This window comes from Variovorax atrisoli, assembly GCF_014195185.1.
Classification (GTDB): domain Bacteria; phylum Pseudomonadota; class Gammaproteobacteria; order Burkholderiales; family Burkholderiaceae_C; genus Variovorax; species Variovorax atrisoli.
Genome location: NZ_JACIBG010000019.1, coordinates 1 through 16864 on the forward strand (window position 1 = coordinate 1; position 16864 = coordinate 16864).

Genomic DNA, 16864 nt, shown 5'->3' on the forward strand with positions numbered 1-16864 from the left:
GGAGCACAGGGTCTACCGAACGGGCTCCCTTCAGCGCTACGGGAGCGGATGAACAATATCAGGAGGAGGCCGAAGGCCGGGGGACATTCGCGGAGGTGAGTACCCGGCGGCCTGTGCGCGCACCCCGGGCACGAACACCCACGAACCGCAGGAAGCAAAACAAATGAAGAAACTCTGGCTCGCCCTGCTCTTCTTCGCAGGCGGCGTCGCACATGAAGTACGCAACCCCGTGAGCTGCCAGTGCATCTCGTCAAGGCGCGAAGACGGCCAGCGCCTGCGCTCGCCCGAACCGTAGAAGTGAGGCCGCTACAGCGCTACTTCGCCGGATGATCGCGGCGGTAGAGCTCCCATTCCTCGATCTGCCGACCATCCGGAAGCTGGCAGATGCCGTACTGCCCCTTGTCGTTCGACCGCATGAGCGTCTTGCCCCCGAGGCTGTTGCAGTAGACCGAAGCCGGATTCGCCATGCCGACCGGCGGCGGCGCGGGCCGGGGCGGCTCGGGCTGGGCACACGCAGCGACCAGTAGAAGCGAGAGAAGCGCGCCCGCCGGGAAGAACAGTGGCTTGATCATTCCGCGAGTGTAGGCCCGCGGCCTCAGACTCAATCCAGCGCCTCGACGGCCGACGAGAAGACGTAGCCCTCGCTGCGCACCGTCTTGATGTAGCGCGGCTCGCGCGCATCGTCGCGCAGGCGCTGGCGCAGGCGGCTCACCAGCAGGTCGATGGAGCGCTCGAAGAGCTCGGCCTCGCGGCCCTGGGTGAGGCTCAGCAGCTGGTCGCGGCTCAGCACCTTCTGGGGATGGTCGAGGAACACCATCAGCAGCCGGTACTCCGCGCCGCTGAGAGCCACCATCACGCCGCTGTCGTCGATCAGGTTGCGCGCGGTGGTGTCGACCTGCCAGTCGCCGAAGGCCAGCTTCGAGGCCGACTCCGTGGAGCGCATGTTCGGCGGCAGCATGCGCGTGCGGCGCAGCACCGAGCGGATGCGCGCCAGCAGCTCGCGTGCGGAGAAGGGCTTGGCCAGGTAGTCGTCGGCGCCCATCTCCAGGCCCAGGATGCGGTCCGCCTCCTCGCTGCGCGCGGTGAGCATGAGGATGGGCGTCGCCTTGTACTTTCCCGTGCGCAGGTCGCGGCACAGCGTGAGTCCGTCTTCGCCGGGCAGCATCAGGTCGAGGATGATGAGATCGAAGGGTCCCGACTCCTCCAGCGCCGCGCGCATGTGCCGCCCCGTGGGCACCGTCACCACGCGCAGGCCGTTCTTGACCAGGTAGGTGGAGAGCAGTTCGCGGATCTCCCGGTCGTCGTCGACGATGAGGATGTGGTCGGAGCTCTTGGCAATGTTCATGGCTGTGCTGTGATTCGCCTCTGGCGCGAGGGGTAGGCGCAATGTAGCCCGGGCGGGGGCCGGATCGGGCCGTTTTGTATTTCCGTGTATCTCGCGGACACGGCGGCCACACTATGTTGCCTGGCGCGCGCCGGGACGGCAGGCCGGGGTGAACGGGTAATGTTGTATGTCGGCCCGCGCTGCCCAACACACTGGAATACAAAGCGGGCCGCTCCAGGATGCGGGCGGGTCTATAAACCTGCCCATGCCTACATCTGCCGACAGCCTTCCCGCCGACATCGCCCCGGCCTCCCCCGCGCCAACGGGCCTGCGCCGTCTGCTGCCGCGCTCGCTGTTCTCGCGGGTGACGCTGATCATCGTCGTCGGGCTGGCCATCGCGCAGCTGCTGACCTTCATCGCCATCGGCTACGAGCGCGGCATCGCGATGCGCGAGCTGATGATGATCGGCATCGAACGCGACATCGCCAGCTCGGTCGCCATCCTCGACCGGCTGCCCGCCGCCGAGCGCGAAGACTGGCTCGCGCGGCTGGAACGGCGCAACTACCATTTCGTGCTGGGCGGCAGCGCCGAAGGCATACCGCCCGACACGCCGCTGTCGCAGCAGTTCGCCAAGGCCATCACCGACGCGATGCGCCCCTTCGAGATCGTCAAGGTCGGCCAGGTGAGCAATCCGCCGCAGGGCCTGCAGATCCAGGTGCGACTGTCCGACGGCTCTTCGGTGGTGGTGCATGCGCGGCGGGTGGACATGCCGGTCTCGAGCTGGGTGATGTGGCTGCTGTGGGTGCAGCTGCTGGTGCTGGCGGTGTGCGCCTGGTATGCGGTGCGGCTGGTCACGCGGCCGCTGGCGCAGCTGGCCGACGCGGCCGACGACCTCGGCCCCGATCTGAAGGGCCGGCAGCTGGCCGAGGAAGGCCCGACCGAGGTGCAGCACGCGGCGCGCGCCTTCAACGCGATGCAGAAGCGCATCGCCGGCTACATGGCCGAGCGGGTGGAGATCCTCGCGGCCATCTCGCACGACCTTCAGACCCCCATCACCCGCATGCGGCTGCGCACCGACCTGATGGACGACGGCCATGACCGCGACAAGTTCCGCCAGGACCTCGACGCGATGCACACGCTCGTGCGCGAAGGCGTGACTTACGCGCGCACCCTGCATGGCGCCACCGAGCCGCCTCGCCGCATCGACGCCGACGCGCTGTTCGAGAGCATGGTGGCCGACTACGAGGACGCGGGCCAGCAGGTGCTGCTCGACGGCCGCGTCGGCGAGCCCATGGTGACGCGGCCGAACGCGCTGAGGCGCATCCTGACCAACCTGATCGACAACGCGCTGAAGTTCGGCACCGAAGTGCGGCTGCAGGTGCAGGTGCAGGCCGACGCCGGCCACCGGCTGACGCTGGCGGTGGTCGACAACGGCCCCGGCATTCCGCCAGACCAGCTGGAGAACGTGCTCAAACCCTTCTACCGCGTCGAGGGCTCGCGCAACCGCAACACCGGCGGCACCGGCCTCGGCCTGGCCATCGCGCAGCAACTGGCGACAGCGATGGGCGCGGAGCTCACGCTGCGAAACCGTGACGGAGGCGGGCTCGAAGCCCGGCTGACCATGAACACCCGCGACGCGCCGCACGAGGACTGAGCCGCCGCGCGGCCAGCGCCATCCACACCAGCACCGACAGGGATGCGGCTCGCCGGGCGAGACCGCGAGGGCTCCGCTCGCCCTGCATTCCGCTGCCTTGGCTTGCCTTCGCTTTCATTCACCCACAACATCACACCGACCGGACCCGACCATGCTCCTCCTCATCGTTGCCTACCTGGGTGGCGTCCTCACCATCCTGAGCCCGTGCATCCTGCCCGTGCTCCCCTTCGTGTTCGCACGCGCCGACCGGCCTTTCCGCTCGCACGGCCTGCCGATGCTGCTGGGCATGGCCCTGGCGTTCTCGGCCGTCGCCACGCTGGCGGCGGTGGGCGGCGGCTGGGTCGTGACGCTCAACGAGTACGGGCGCGGCGCGGCGATCGCGCTGCTGGCGCTGTTCGGCGTGACGCTGCTCTTTCCTTCGGTGGCCGACCGCCTGACCCGCCCTCTGGTGGCGCTCGGGCTGCGGCTGTCCGGGCCGGCTGCGGACGCGAAGGCGTCGTCGGTGCTCTCGCCGCTGCTGCTGGGCATCGGCACCGGATTCCTCTGGGCGCCCTGCGCAGGCCCGATCCTCGGGCTGATCCTGACGGGTGCCGCGCTCAACGGTGCGAGCGTAGGCACTTCGCTGCTGCTGCTGGCCTATGCGGCGGGTGCGTGCACGTCGCTCGCTGCTGCGCTGCTCTTCGGCGGGCGGGTGTTCTTGGCGATGAAGGGCTCGCTGCACGCGGGTGAATGGATGCGGCGCGTGGCCGGCGTGGCGGTGCTCGCGGGGGTGGGTGCGATCGCGTCGGGGCTGGACACGGGGCTGCTCGCCCAGCTCTCGATCGGCACGACGTCGGCGCTGGAGAAGGCGCTGGTGGAGAAGATCGACATGCCGATGCCATCGCAGCAGCCTTCGTCCGCGCCGCAGGCCTCCGTCGACCCCGGCGGCCTGATGCTCGCGTCGACGCAGCCCGAACCGAAGAAGCCTGCGCTGACGCTGCCCGACGAAGGCAGGCTCCCCTCGCTCGCGGGCGCCACCGAATGGATCAACTCGCCCCCGCTCACGCCCGAGAGCCTGCGCGGCAAGGTGGTGCTGGTCGACTTCTGGACCTACTCGTGCATCAACTGCCTGCGCACCCTGCCCTACGTTCGCGCCTGGGCCGAGAAGTACAAGGACGCGGGCCTCGTGGTGGTGGGCGTGCACACGCCGGAGTTCGCGTTCGAGAAGCAGTCGGCCAACGTGCGCCGGGCGACGAAGGATCTGGATATCGGTTTCCCGGTGGCCGTCGACAGCGACTACGCGATCTGGCGCGCCTTCGGCAACCAGTACTGGCCGGCCTTCTATCTCGTCGATGCGCAGGGGCGCATCAGGCATCACCAGTTCGGCGAGGGGCAGTACGCGAAGTCGGAGCAGGCCATCCAGCAACTGCTGGCGGAGGCCGGACGGCCCGTCGCATCGGCGGGGATGGTCTTGCCCGAGGGCAAGGGCACGCAGGCTGCGGCAGCCGCGGAGCCTGCCCTCTCGGGCGAGACCTACCTGGGCTACGAGCAGGCGCGCAACTTCGCATCGCCCGGCGGCATCTCGAACGACCGCGCGCGGGTCTACGCCGGTGTTTCATCGCTACGCACCAACCAATGGACGCTGGGGGGCGAATGGAAGGTGGAAGGCGAGCGCGCAGTGCTGATGCAGCCCAACGGGCGCATTGCCTATCGCTTCCATGCACGCGACCTGCATCTGGTGCTAGGGCCCACGGCCGATGGGAAGCCGGTGCGCTTCAGGGTGCGGATCGACGGCGCGCCGCCGCTCGGCGACCATGGCACCGATACCGATGCGCAGGGCAACGGCGTCATCGACGGGCAGCGCCTCTATCAGCTGGTGCGCCAGACGGCGAACGAGAAGGATCGCCTCTTCGAGATCGAATTCCTGGACGCGGGCGCGCAGGCCTACGCGTTCACCTTCGGTTGACTGGCGGTCGCCTACAGATGCTGGGCGACAAGCACCACGGCGCCAGCGACGGAGATCGCGCCGCCGACGAGTTTTCTGAATGCTTTCATGGCGTGCTCCTTGTTCGGGTATCGACACCTGATGGTGCCGCAGAAGGAGCACTTCGTGGGTTGGCAATCCTCATCCGCGGGATAGCCAACTCCAACCCTCGCGCGGCGGCGAGGTGGATCAGCCCAACCTTGCCAGGCTCGCCGAAGCCACGTCGAGCGGACCGAGCCTCTCTCGCGCGAACTGGCTGGCCCGCAGCCGCACGCGCTGCAGCGCCGCTTCCAGCGTGGGCTGCTGCATGAAGACCAGTACGCCGTACTTGAGACCGCGCAGGTTCAGTTCGGCAACGCCCGCATAGCGGCCGCTGGTGGTGCGCTTGATATCGATGCGGCTGGACCAGCCATCGGGCAGGTCGACGAGGAGTTGCAGTTGCTGTGCGGCATTCATGTTGGGCGCGAAGGATAGGCGCGAAGGCACAGCAAACAAAGGAACTAATTCCGGGGTATCCGCATTTCTTCGGAATCGATGTGCGAGCGCCCCGAAATCGAGAACTCGTCCTCGATGTCTCCCAGATTGGCCGCGATCATCGATTTGCCCGCCTCCCTCCGGCGGGCTCCTCCCTCCGACCCCATGCGAGAACGGGGTCCTTCAGCTCACCCTCGGGTGAGCTTTTTTTTAGTGCTGAAACCGAAGGCACGGCAAGCACCGCGGCCCAAAGAAAAACGGCTTACGCCTTTTGAGCGTAAGCCGTTGTTCCATCTACTGACTTTGGTCGGTGTGAAAGGATTCGAACCTTCGACCCCTTGCACCCCATGCAAGTGCGCTACCAGGCTGCGCCACACACCGAAGCTCTCGATTATAGCCTTGGAAATTCAGCGTCCGATGGTCAGCAGCTCACGAATTTCAAATAGTTCGCGCCGAAGGTGCAGAAGCTGCGACAGATCGGCCGTCTGCACGACCGCAGACGCGGATGAATCCTCGACGATGGCGGCGTCGAATTCCTCTTGGTCGATCTCGATGGCCTCCACGCCTTCGAGCGGCACTTCGCCCGCCTTGCGGCGGTCGCGCTCGCCCTGCACGAGTTCCTGCAGCTTGTTGCGCGCGCCGCTGATCGTGAAGCCCTGGTCGTAGAGCAAGTCACGGATGCGGCGGATCATGAGCACCTCGTGGTGCTGATAGTAGCGGCGGTTGCCGCGCCGCTTCATCGGGCGCAGCTGCGTGAACTCCTGCTCCCAATAACGCAGCACGTGCGGCTTGACGCCACACAGCTCGCCGACCTCACCGATGGTGAAGTAGCGTTTGACGGGAATCGGAGGGAGCGTTTTCTCCATTGAAATCAAGACTGTGCGCGGGAAACCTCAGAGATTACTCCACGCAGCCGCGCAGCACCAAGCACTTATTCGGAGCCGAGGCTCCATTCGACTTCGGAGGTACTGCCCTGATCGATGCTTCCGTGGATCTGTTCCTTGAGCTTGGCGCTCGCATGGAAGGTCGCGACGCGCCGCTCGCCGATCGGAATCGCCTCGCCGGTGCGCGGATTGCGCCCCGGCCGGGGCGCCTTCACGCGGATCTGGAAGTTGCCGAAGCCCGAGATCTTCACGTCCGTGCCTTCGATGAGGCTGTTGGCCACGAGCTCGAAGAAGGCCTCGACCATGTCCTTGGACTCACGCTTGTTCAGGCCGATCTGCTCGAAGAGCAGGTCGGCGAGATGCGCCTTGGTGAGCGCAGGCGTTTCGAGAGCCTCGAGCGTGAATTCGGCAGCGTTCATTCTCATCATCCCCTCAAGCGGCCGCCGAGTTTGGCGCCCAGTTGTTCGACGATCGCGCGGACGGCCGGCTCGACCTGCTCGTCCGTCAGGGTGGCGCTGTCGCTCTGGAAGCTCAGGCGCACCGCCATGCTCTTCTCGCCCTGCGCCAGCGCACCCGGCGCAGCCACCGCACCCTCGCGCAGCGGCTGCGGACGATAGATGTCGAACAGCGTCGCGTCGCGCAGCAGGCCCTTGGCAGCCGCGGTGGAGCGGATGGTCTGCATCAGCGCGTCGTGCGTGACGGCCTCGGCCACCACGACCGCAATGTCGCGCTCGACGGCCTGGTGCTTGGGCACCGGCTGCGCCACCGGCACGAGGCGCGCAGTGACGGCGTCGAGGTCGAGTTCGAACAGCACGGGCGCCTGCGAGAAGTCCCACTTCTGGCGCCAGCGCGGGTGCAGCTCGCCGACGAAGCCGATGGCCTTGCCGTCGACCAGCACGCGCGCCGAGCGGCCCGGGTGCAGCGCCGGATGCTCGGCCGCCTCGAAGACGAGCTCCAGCGGCGCGAGCAGCGCCTCGACATCGCCCTTCACGTCGTAGAAATCGATGCGTTGCGGCTTGCCGTCCCAGCGCGCCTCGTCGGCATCGCCCCAGGCGAGGCCCGCCACGCGCATCGGCTGGTTCACGCCGCGCACAGTGCTGTCGGTCGTGACGACGCTGTCGTCGCGCATGAACACGCGGCCAAGCTCGAACACGCGAACGCGCGGCGCCTTGCGGTCGAGGTTGAACTTGAGCACCTGCAGCAGCGACCCCATCAGCGAGGAGCGCATCACGCTCATCTGGCTGGCGATGGGATTCAGCAGCTTCACCGGGTTGGCGTTGCCAGCCAGGTCCTGCTCCCAGTGCGCCTCGACGAAGCTGAAGTTGATCGTTTCCTGGTAGCCCAGCGCGGCGATGCTGCGGCGAACCGCGAAGCGGCTGCGTTGCGCCTCGGGACGCACGCGCGCGGTGATGGGCGCGAGCGGCGCGGTGGTCGGCAGGTTGTTGAAGCCGATCAGGCGCGCGACTTCCTCGATCAGGTCTTCCTCGATCAGCAGGTCGAAGCGGTGCGGCGGCGGGGTCACGGTCAGCGTGCCATCGCCCTCGGTGATCGCGAAACCGAGGCGGCTCAGCGCTTCGGCGCACTGGGCCTGCGTCAGCGGCATGCCGATCACGCGCGATGCACGCGCCACGCGCAGCGTGACGGGCACGGCCTCGGGCACGCTCAGCGTCTGGTCGTCCATCCGGCCGGCCTGGCCACCGCAGATCTCGGTAATCAGCTGAGTGATGCGCTCGATGATCTGGACGGTGCGGCTCGGATCGACGCCGCGCTCGTAGCGGTGGCCGGCGTCGGTCGAGAAGTTGAATCGGCGCGAACGGCCCTGCACGGCTTCGGGCCACCAGAAGGCAGCTTCGACGTAGATGTTGCGCGTGTCGTCGGACACCGAGGTGGCGTCGCCGCCCATGATGCCGGCGAGCGACTCGACCTCGCGATCGTCGGCGATCACGCCGACCTTGTCGTCGACGGTGATCGTGTTGCCATTGAGAAGCTTCAGCTGCTCCCCCGGCTTGCCCCAGCGCACCGTGAGGCCGCCATGGATCTTGTCGAGGTCGAAGATGTGGCTGGGCTGGCCGTACTCGAACATCACGTAGTTCGAGATGTCGACCAGCGGCGTCACGCTGCGCTGGCCGCAGCGCGCAAGGCGCTCGACCATCCAGGCGGGCGTCGCGACCTTGGTGTTCACGCCGCGCATGATGCGGCCCGAGAAGCGGCCGCAGAGCTCGGGCGCCTCGACCTTCACCGGCAGCACGTCGGCGAACGAGGTGGCGACCGGCGCGATGTCGGGCGTCTTGAGCGGCGCGCCCGTGAGCGCGGACAGTTCGCGCGCCACGCCGTAGACGCTGAGGCCGTGCGCCAGGTTGGGCGTGAGCTTCAGCGTGAGCAGCATGTCGTCGAGCTTGAGCACCTCGCGCACGTCGGCGCCGATGGGCGCATCGGCGTCGAGCTCGAGCAGGCCGCCGTGGTCTTCGCTCAGCTGCAGTTCGCGCGCCGAGCACAGCATGCCCTGGCTTTCCACGCCACGCAGCTTGCCGAGCTTGATGAGGAAGGGCTTGCCGTCCTCACCCGGGGGCAGTTCGGCGCCGACCAGCGCGCACGGCACCTTGATGCCGACGCGCGCATTCGGCGCGCCGCAAACGATGTTCAGCAGAGCGCCCTGCCCCGCATCGACCTGGCACACGCGCAGGCGATCGGCATTCGGGTGCTGCACCGCTTCCTTGATTTCGCCGACCACGATGCGCGTGAAAGGCGGCGCTACCGGTCGGCGCTCTTCCACCTCGAAACCGCCCATGGTGAGCGTTTCGGCCAGTGCGGCGCTGTCGATGGGCGGGTTGCAGAACTCGCGCAGCCAGGATTCCGGGAATTGCATCTCTTCGATCTCGATCTGGTTTTTTCTGTGATGGGGTGCTTACTGGAACTGCGAGAGAAAACGCAGGTCGCCGTCGAAGAAGAGGCGCAGGTCGTTCACGCCGTAGCGCAGCATCGTGAGCCGGTCGGGGCCCATGCCGAAGGCGAAGCCGATGTAGCGCTCGGGGTCGAGGCCCATGTTGCGCACCACGTTCGGGTGCACCTGGCCCGAACCCGACACCTCGAGCCAGCGGCCGGCCAGCGGGCCGCTCGCGAACTGGATGTCGATCTCGGCGCTCGGCTCGGTGAACGGGAAGAAGCTCGGGCGGAAGCGCAGCACGAGGTCGTCGCGCTCGAAGAAGGTGCGGCAGAAGTCGGTGAAGACGACCTTCAGGTCCTTGAAGCTCACGTTCTCGCCGAGCCACAGGCCTTCGCACTGGTGGAACATCGGCGAGTGGGTGGCGTCGCTGTCGACGCGGTAGGTGCGGCCGGGGGCGATCACGCGGATCTCGGGCGCCTTCAAGGTGCCTGTGGTGTCGGCAGCGGCAGCAGCGAACTCGGCTGCGTACTTCTTGATGTGCTGATGCGCATAGCGCACCTGCATCGGGCTGGTGTGCGGGCGCAGGTTGTAGGGGATGCCGTCGTCGCCATTCAGGTCGACGTAGAAGGTGTCCTGCATCGAGCGCGCAGGATGGTTCGGCGGGTTGTTGAGCGAGGTGAAGCTGTGCCAGTCGCTCTCGATCTCGGGGCCGTCGGCCACGTCGAAGCCCATGCTGGAGAAGATCTCCTCGATGCGCTCCAGGGTGCGGCTCACGGGGTGCAGTCCGCCCGAAATACGGCGGCGGCCGGGCAGGGTCACGTCCAGGGACTCGGCACGCAGTTGCAGCGAAAGCTCCTCGTCGGCCAGTTGCTGGCGGCGGTCGGTCAGCGCGGCTTCGATGGCTTGCTTGGCGACGTTGATGGCGGCGCCGCGGGACTTCTTCTCTTCGACACTCAGCGCGGCCATGCCCTTCATCAGCTCGGTGATGCGGCCCGACTTGCCGAGGAACTGGGCCTTGGCGTTTTCGAGCTCGGCGGGTGTCTTCGCTTCGGCGAAGGCGGCACGTGCGGTGTCGACCAGGGAGTCCAACTCGTTCATAGCAACAAAAATCTTCGAGGGGAAATAAAAAAGAGCTGGAGCCTTTTCAAGCGCCAGCCCTTGAGCCGTGGGCGCAGGAAGCCGCCCTGGAGCGGCACTCCTGCTGTGCAGAATCAAGCAGCCAGCTTGGCCTTGACCTGCTCCACGATGCCGGCAAAAGCGGCCTTGTCGTGCACGGCGATGTCCGCAAGCATCTTGCGGTCGATCTCGATACCGGCCTTGCGGATGCCGTTGGCGAACTGGCTGTAGGTCAGGCCCAGTTCACGCGAGGCGGCGTTGATACGCGCGATCCACAGCTGACGGAACACGCGCTTCTTGGTACGGCGGTCACGGTAAGCGTATTGGCCTGCCTTCATCACCGCCTGTTTGGCGACGCGGAAGACATTGCCGCGGCGACCGCGGAAACCCTTGGCGAGTGCGAGAACTTTCTTGTGGCGGGCGCGAGCCGTTACACCACGTTTGACGCGAGGCATGTGTGTACTCCTTGTTCGTCTGAGTTAGATGCCACGGCCGGGCAGCATGGCGGCGACAGAAACCATGTTGGTTTCATGCACTGCGACTGCACCACGCAGGTGACGCTTGTTCTTGGTGGTCTTCTTGGTCAGGATGTGACGCTTGAAGGCTTGACCGCGCTTGACGGTGCCACCGGGACGAACGCGGAAACGCTTTTTCGCGCTGCTCTTAGTCTTCATTTTGGGCATGTGAATGCTCCTTTAGTTTGTGCTCGTGAGGCGCCATGGATGCTCCACGGACTTGTTGGCCCCGAGACACTTCTTCATCCCGCCCCTGCCTGCATTTCTTTCGAAATGCGGGCAAAGGCGAAATCCCTTCAAAACCTCTCTGCTTCGACTCCAGCCCCGGCCAGTCAGGCCGCTGCGGGAGTCGCCGCCGGAGCGGCACCGGCGTCGGTCGCCGGCTTCTGTCCACCGCCGCCGGGCTTCTTGCGGCCCGGCGCGATCATCATGATCATCTGCCGGCCTTCCAGCTTCGGGAACTGCTCGACGATGATCGAGTCGCCCAACTCGTCGCGGATGCGCTGCAGCAGGGCCAGACCGAGCTCCTGGTGCGTGATCTCGCGGCCGCGGAAGCGCAGCGTGATCTTGCACTTGTCGCCCTCATCAAGGAAGCGCCGGATGTTGCGCATCTTGATGTTGTAGTCGCCATCGTCGGTACCGGGCCGGAACTTGATTTCCTTGACCTCGATGACCTTCTGCTTCGACTTCGCCTCGGCCGCCTTCTTCTGCTCGTGGTACTTGAACTTGCCGTACTCGATCAGGCGGCACACGGGCGGATTGGCCGCGGCGACGACCTCCACCAAGTCCACGTCCTGCTCACCGGCAAGGCGTAGAGCCTCTGCAAGACTCACGACACCCAATTGCTCGTTATCCGGGCCGATCAGGCGGACTTCCGGGGCCATGATTTCCCGGTTCAGGCGGTGTTGGCGTTCCTCGCGGTGGCGGCGGTCGCGGAATGCAGTAGCGATGGTCAGGATCCTTCAAAATTTGCTACAAAATCTGTAGCGGAAGCCGCTCAGCTCTCGCGGACAAGCGGCACGATTTGGCACGGAAACATATGGGGTTTTCCGAAGACAAATCAACGCTTGTCGGCAACATCCTGAACGAGCCGTTGAACGAACGATTCGAGGGACATTGCACCGAGGTCTTGATTGCCCCGGGCGCGCACTGCGACGGCACCTGCTTCCTTTTCCTTGTCGCCTACGACAACGATGTAAGGGAGCTTTTGCAACGAATGCTTCCGTATTTTATACGTAATCTTTTCGTTGTGCAGGTCGAGCTGGACCCTAAGCCCTTGATTTTGCAGCGTTTTCGCAACTTGCGAGGCGTAATCGGCCTGCCCTTCGCTGATATTCAGCACCGCCACCTGCACCGGAGCGAGCCACGCGGGCATCGCGCCGGAGTGGTGTTCGATCAGCATGCCGATGAAGCGCTCAAGGCTGCCGACGATCGCGCGGTGCAGCATCACGGGGTGCGCGCGGCCGCTGGATTCCGTCACGTACTCGCCGCCAAGGCGCTCGGCCGTGTTGAAGTCGACCTGCATCGTGCCGCACTGCCACTGGCGGCCGATCGCGTCGCGCAGCGTGTACTCGATCTTCGGGCCGTAGAAGGCACCGTCGCCGGGTGCGATGACGAAGTCGACGCCCGAACGGCGCAGCGATTCCATCACCGCGTGCTCGGCCTTGTCCCACAGCTCGTCGGAGCCGACGCGGTTCTCGGGACGCGTCGCGACCTTGTAGAGGATGTCCGTGAAGCCGAAGTCTGCGTAGACCTTCTGCAGCTGCGCCGTGTAGGCGATGCATTCGTCGAGGATCTGGTCTTCCGTGCAGAAGATGTGGCCGTCGTCCTGCGTGAAGCCGCGCACGCGCATGATGCCGTGCAGCGCGCCGCTGGGCTCGTTGCGATGGCACTGGCCGAATTCGCCGTAGCGCAGCGGCAGGTCGCGATAGCTGCGCAGGTCGCTCTTGAAGATGAGCACGTGGCCAGGGCAGTTCATCGGCTTGAGCGCGTATTCGCGCTTTTCCGATTCCGTCGTGAACATGTTCTCGCGGTAGTTCTGCCAGTGGCCCGTCTTCTCCCAAAGGCTCTTGTCGAGGATCTGCGGGCCCTTCACTTCCCAATAGCCCGTGTCGCGGTAGATGCCGCGCATGTACTGCTCGACCGCCTGCCAGATCGCCCAGCCCTTCGGATGCCAGAACACCACGCCCGGCGCCACTTCGTCGATGTGGAACAGGTCGAGTTCCTTGCCCAGCCGGCGGTGATCGCGCTTCTCGGCTTCCTCGATGCGCTGGATGTACTGGTCGAGCTGCTTCTTGTCGGCCCAGGCCGTGCCGTAGATGCGCTGCAGCTGCTCGTTCTTGGCATCGCCGCGCCAGTAGGCGCCGGCCAGCTTCGTGAGCTTGAAGACCTTCAGGAAGCGCGTGTTCGGCACGTGCGGGCCGCGGCACATGTCGACGTATTCCTGGTGGTAGTAAAGACCCATGGCCTGCTCGTCGGGCATGTCTTCAACCAGGCGCAGCTTGTAGTCCTCGCCGCGCGACTTGAAGACCTCGATGACCTCGGCGCGCGGCGTCATCTTCTTGATCACGTCGTAGTCCTGCGCAATCAGCTCGCGCATGCGCGCCTCGATGGCGGCCATGTCCTCGGGCGTGAACGGGCGCTCGTAGGCGATGTCGTAGTAGAAGCCCTCGTCGATCACCGGACCGATCACCATCTTGGCCGTCGGGTAGAGCTGCTTCACCGCGTGACCGACCAGGTGCGCCGTCGAGTGGCGGATGATTTCCAGGCCCTCTTCGTCCTTGGGCGTGATGATCTGCAGCTTCGCGTCATGGTCGATGACGTCGCTTGCATCGACGAGCCTGCCGTCGACCTTGCCGGCCACCGTCATCTTGGCCAGGCCGGGACCGATGGACTGGGCGACTTCGGCCACCGAAACCGGGCCGGGGAACTCGCGGCGCGAGTTGTCGGGGAGCGTGATCTGGATCATTTTGGGAAAACCTCGGGGAGAAAAACAAAAAAGCGCGGTGGATGACCGCGCTTTGCTTGGTTGTGTAGCTGGCGAAAACCAGCGAGCGCGGGCTACCGGCCTTTTCCTTCGGTGAAGAAAAAGCCGCTGAATCCTTGCGGGGTAGTTCGCGGTGTCATAACCAAGATGCCTTTCTCGCTCTTGTTGAGTGCAGAGACGGCGATTCTAGCCTTTGCCCGCTTCAGGATGCAGGCGCGGCATTCTTGAGGCCCAGCACGTCGATAGGCTCGATCGACGGCGGCCCGGCAAACAGTTCGGCCGCTTTCGCCATCAGCGCCTGGGCGATCGGACCGGCCAGGTGAGCCTGGCGTGCGGCGTCGCTCTCGAATGCATCGAATATGCCGAAGGTACTCGGCGACAGGCGCAGCGCAAACCAGATCGGTGTGGTTTTCTCGTCGCGCGCCATCGCAAGACCGGCCTCAAGGAACTTCTCGACATCGCTTTCCTTTCCCGGCTTGGCTTCGAGCCGGGCGAACAGTGCGTACTTGATCATGGGTCATCTCCTGCGTTGAACGGCGCGCGAGATTGCGCGGCGTCGGCACCGACTCTAGGCGGCCCTCACCTTTAGAGCTATTGGCATTTTTGACATCTTTGATATCGTTATTGCCATGAAGCTCGAAGTACTCGCCCTCGACGGCGTATTCGACACCGGCCTGTCCACGGTGCTCGACGTGTTCACCACTGCCAACGAGCTCGCGGCCATGCTGCAGCCTGACGCAGCCCCGTTCGAGGTCACCGTGACAGGCGTGCGCAAACGCGTGCGGACCTCGCAAGGTCTTTCCGTGCCAGTGGCTCGCGCACTCGGTACCGGCACTGCAGACTGGCTGATCGTTCCCGCGCTGGGCTGCAAGATGCCCGAGACGCTGGAGCCCGCCCTGCAGCGTGCCGACGTACGCGACGCCTGCATCGCGTTGCGGGAGCGCTCGGACAGGAACGCCGGCGTGGCCGCCGCCTGCATCGGCACCTTCGTGCTCGCCGAATCGGGCGTGCTCGATCACCACAATGCGACCACGACATGGTGGCTCGCCACCCTGTTTCGCCAGCGCTATCCCAGCGTTCAGCTCGAGGACTCGCGCATGCTGGTCAATTCCGGCCACCTGATCACGGCCGGCGCGGCGTTGAGCCATGTCGATCTGGCGCTGTGGATCGTCCGCCAGGCAAGCCCCGAACTCGCCACGCTGGTCGCGCGCTACCTGATCGTCGATCCGCGGCCGTCGCAATCGGCCTACGTGATCTCCGACCACCTCTCCCATTCAGACCCGCTGGTGGAGCGCTTCGAACACTGGGCACGCGGCCGGCTGGCCCATGGCTTCTCGCTCGACGAGGCCGCGCAGGCCGCGGGAACCAGCAAGCGCACGCTGGCCCGGCGCATGCAGCAGGTCCTGGGCAAGAGCCCGCTCTCCTACGTGCAGGATCTGCGCGTGGAGCGCGCGGTGCACCTGCTCAAGACCAGCGACAGGAGCCTCGAGCAGATCGCCGGCATGGTGGGCTACGCCGATGGCGTCACGCTGCGTACCCTGCTGCGCCAGCGACTGGGGCGCGGCGTGCGCGAGGTACGCCTCGAGATCTGACGGGCGCAAAAAAGCCCGGCGCGCGGCCGGGCTGAAGGTGACAGCGAATACCTGCCTGTCAGAGATCGATCCGGCGAGGATCGATCGACCGATCAGTGGAACTGTTCTTCCTCGGTCGAGCCCGACAGCGCCTTCACGCTCGACGAACCGCCCTGGATCACGGTGGTCACGTCGTCGAAGTAACCCGCACCCACTTCCTGCTGGTGCGACACGAAGGTGTAGCCCTTGTCGCGTGCGGCGAACTCGGGTTCCTGGACCATGTTCACGTAGTGCTTCATGCCTTCGCCGCGAGCGTATGCATGGGCGAACTGGAAGGTGTTGAACCAGTTGACGTGGATGCCGGCCAGCGTGATGAACTGGTACTTGTAGCCCAGCGCCGACAGGTCTTCCTGGAACGAGGCGATCTGCTTGTCGTCGAGGTTCTTCTTCCAGTTGAAGGAAGGCGAGCAGTTGTACGACAGCAGCTTGCCCGGGCAGGCGGCGTGCACGGCCTGCGCGAATTCGCGGGCGAAGCCGATGTCCGGCACGCCGGTCTCGCACCACACCAGGTCGGCGTAGGGAGCGTAGGCCACGCCGCGGCTAATGGCCTGCTCCAGGCCGTTCTTGACGCGGAAGAAGCCCTCCTGCGTGCGCTCGCCGGTCAGGAACGGCTTGTCGTTGGCATCGTGGTCGGAGGTGATCAGGTTCGCGGCTTCGGCGTCGGTGCGGGCCAGCACGATGGTCGGCACGCCGAGCACGTCGGCGGCGAAGCGTGCGGCAATCAGCTTCTCGCAGGCTTCCTGCGTCGGCACGAGCACCTTGCCGCCCATGTGGCCGCACTTCTTCACGGCGGCCAGCTGGTCTTCGAAGTGCACGCCGGCGGCACCGGCGGTGATCATGTTCTTCATCAGTTCGAAGGCGTTGAGCACGCCGCCGAAGCCGGCTTCCGCGTCGGCCACGATGGGCAGGAAGTAGTCGATGAACTCCTTGTCGCCCGGGTTGATGCCGCGGCCCCACTGGATCTCATCGGCACGGCGGAAGGTGTTGTTGATGCGACGGACCATCGTCGGCACCGAGTCGTACGCGTACAGCGACTGGTCGGGGTACATCGTCTCGGACGTGTTGCCGTCGGCGGCAACCTGCCAGCCCGACAGGTACACGGCCTCGAGGCCGGCCTTGGCCTGCTGCATCGCCTGGCCGGCGGAGATCGCGCCGAAGGCGTTCACGTAGCCCTTCTTGGCGCCGCCGTTGATCTTGTCCCAGAGCTTCTCGGCGCCGCGCTTGGCCAACGTGTGCTCGATGGGGAACGAACCGCGCAGGCGCACGACGTCGGCCGCGCTGTAGCCGCGCTTGACGCCCTTCCAGCGGGGGTCGGTGGCCCATTCTTTCTCGAGTGCGGCGATCTGCTGTTCGCGGCTCAGTTGTTCTGTGAGGGTCTGGGGCATGGTCACTCCGTGAGGTTGATTGAAAGGTTGGCGCTGCGGCCGTGGAGT

Annotated in this window: 17 protein-coding genes and 1 tRNA gene; 4 read left to right on the top strand and 14 right to left on the bottom strand. The window is 65.7% G+C overall.

The window, feature by feature from the left end; genetic code table 11:
• Nucleotides 1–163 precede the first annotated feature (163 nt).
• A complete protein-coding gene (locus FHY06_RS35025) occupies nt 164–295 on the top strand; it encodes a hypothetical protein (protein WP_020722977.1) in 132 nt (43 codons plus the stop codon).
• 19 nt (nt 296–314) lie between these two features.
• On the opposite strand, the gene FHY06_RS34270 is transcribed toward FHY06_RS35025, so the two are convergent.
• Both FHY06_RS34270 and FHY06_RS34275 read right to left on the bottom strand, forming a co-directional pair.
• On the bottom strand, nt 315–572 hold the full coding sequence (locus tag FHY06_RS34270; protein WP_019653302.1) for a putative hemolysin: 258 nt from the start codon (nt 570–572) through the stop codon (nt 315–317).
• Nucleotides 573–601: 29 nt separating this feature from the next.
• Nucleotides 602–1345, bottom strand: coding sequence for a response regulator (locus FHY06_RS34275; protein WP_019653303.1), 744 nt, complete (start codon nt 1343–1345; stop codon nt 602–604).
• Nucleotides 1346–1589: 244 nt separating this feature from the next.
• Here FHY06_RS34275 and FHY06_RS34280 point away from each other — a divergent pair, with 244 nt between their 5' ends.
• Together FHY06_RS34280 and FHY06_RS34285 are read left to right on the top strand one after the other, a co-directional pair.
• Entirely contained in the window at nt 1590–2978 is a 1389-nt protein-coding gene (locus tag FHY06_RS34280) for an ATP-binding protein (RefSeq protein WP_184607656.1), read from the top strand.
• Nucleotides 2979–3129: 151 nt separating this feature from the next.
• Nucleotides 3130–4923, top strand: a complete 1794-nt coding sequence (locus FHY06_RS34285; RefSeq protein WP_184607657.1) for a cytochrome c biogenesis protein DipZ — start codon at nt 3130–3132, stop codon at nt 4921–4923.
• Nucleotides 4924–5130: 207 nt separating this feature from the next.
• Here FHY06_RS34285 and FHY06_RS34290 read toward each other — a convergent pair whose 3' ends face one another.
• The 11 genes from FHY06_RS34290 to FHY06_RS34340 form a co-directional block, all read right to left on the bottom strand.
• Nucleotides 5131–5397, bottom strand: a complete 267-nt coding sequence (locus FHY06_RS34290; protein ID WP_019653306.1) for a hypothetical protein — start codon at nt 5395–5397, stop codon at nt 5131–5133.
• A gap of 322 nt (nt 5398–5719) precedes the next feature.
• Nucleotides 5720–5796 (bottom strand) — tRNA-Pro (locus FHY06_RS34295).
• A gap of 26 nt (nt 5797–5822) precedes the next feature.
• Nucleotides 5823–6281: a MerR family transcriptional regulator gene (locus FHY06_RS34300; RefSeq protein WP_184607667.1), complete on the bottom strand. Its 459-nt coding sequence runs from the start codon at nt 6279–6281 to the stop codon at nt 5823–5825.
• Nucleotides 6282–6346: 65 nt separating this feature from the next.
• On the bottom strand, nt 6347–6718 hold the full coding sequence (locus FHY06_RS34305) for an integration host factor subunit alpha (protein ID WP_019653309.1): 372 nt from the start codon (nt 6716–6718) through the stop codon (nt 6347–6349).
• A gap of 5 nt (nt 6719–6723) precedes the next feature.
• Nucleotides 6724–9165 (bottom strand): phenylalanine--tRNA ligase subunit beta, encoded by a 2442-nt coding sequence (pheT, locus tag FHY06_RS34310; RefSeq protein WP_184607658.1) that lies wholly within the window; start codon nt 9163–9165, stop codon nt 6724–6726.
• Nucleotides 9166–9204: 39 nt separating this feature from the next.
• A complete protein-coding gene (pheS, locus tag FHY06_RS34315) occupies nt 9205–10281 on the bottom strand; it encodes a phenylalanine--tRNA ligase subunit alpha (RefSeq protein WP_126184440.1) in 1077 nt (358 codons plus the stop codon).
• Nucleotides 10282–10394: 113 nt separating this feature from the next.
• On the bottom strand, nt 10395–10754 hold the full coding sequence (rplT, locus tag FHY06_RS34320) for a 50S ribosomal protein L20 (protein WP_007832499.1): 360 nt from the start codon (nt 10752–10754) through the stop codon (nt 10395–10397).
• 24 nt (nt 10755–10778) lie between these two features.
• A complete protein-coding gene (rpmI, locus tag FHY06_RS34325) occupies nt 10779–10982 on the bottom strand; it encodes a 50S ribosomal protein L35 (protein WP_007832497.1) in 204 nt (67 codons plus the stop codon).
• A gap of 164 nt (nt 10983–11146) precedes the next feature.
• A complete protein-coding gene (gene infC, locus FHY06_RS34330; protein WP_080647805.1) occupies nt 11147–11773 on the bottom strand; it encodes a translation initiation factor IF-3 in 627 nt (208 codons plus the stop codon).
• 101 nt (nt 11774–11874) lie between these two features.
• Entirely contained in the window at nt 11875–13782 is a 1908-nt protein-coding gene (thrS, locus tag FHY06_RS34335; protein ID WP_126184441.1) for a threonine--tRNA ligase, read from the bottom strand.
• Between the two features lie 220 nt (nt 13783–14002).
• Nucleotides 14003–14314 (bottom strand): putative quinol monooxygenase, encoded by a 312-nt coding sequence (locus tag FHY06_RS34340; RefSeq protein ID WP_019653314.1) that lies wholly within the window; start codon nt 14312–14314, stop codon nt 14003–14005.
• A 115-nt stretch (nt 14315–14429) separates the two neighbouring features.
• Here FHY06_RS34340 and FHY06_RS34345 point away from each other — a divergent pair, with 115 nt between their 5' ends.
• On the top strand, nt 14430–15392 hold the full coding sequence (locus tag FHY06_RS34345) for a GlxA family transcriptional regulator (protein ID WP_019653315.1): 963 nt from the start codon (nt 14430–14432) through the stop codon (nt 15390–15392).
• Between the two features lie 92 nt (nt 15393–15484).
• On the opposite strand, the gene aceA is transcribed toward FHY06_RS34345, so the two are convergent.
• The gene (gene aceA, locus FHY06_RS34350; protein ID WP_019653316.1) at nt 15485–16816 is read right to left on the bottom strand and encodes an isocitrate lyase; all 1332 of its coding nucleotides are present in this window, start codon (nt 16814–16816) and stop codon (nt 15485–15487) included.
• Nucleotides 16817–16864: the final 48 nt, after the last annotated feature.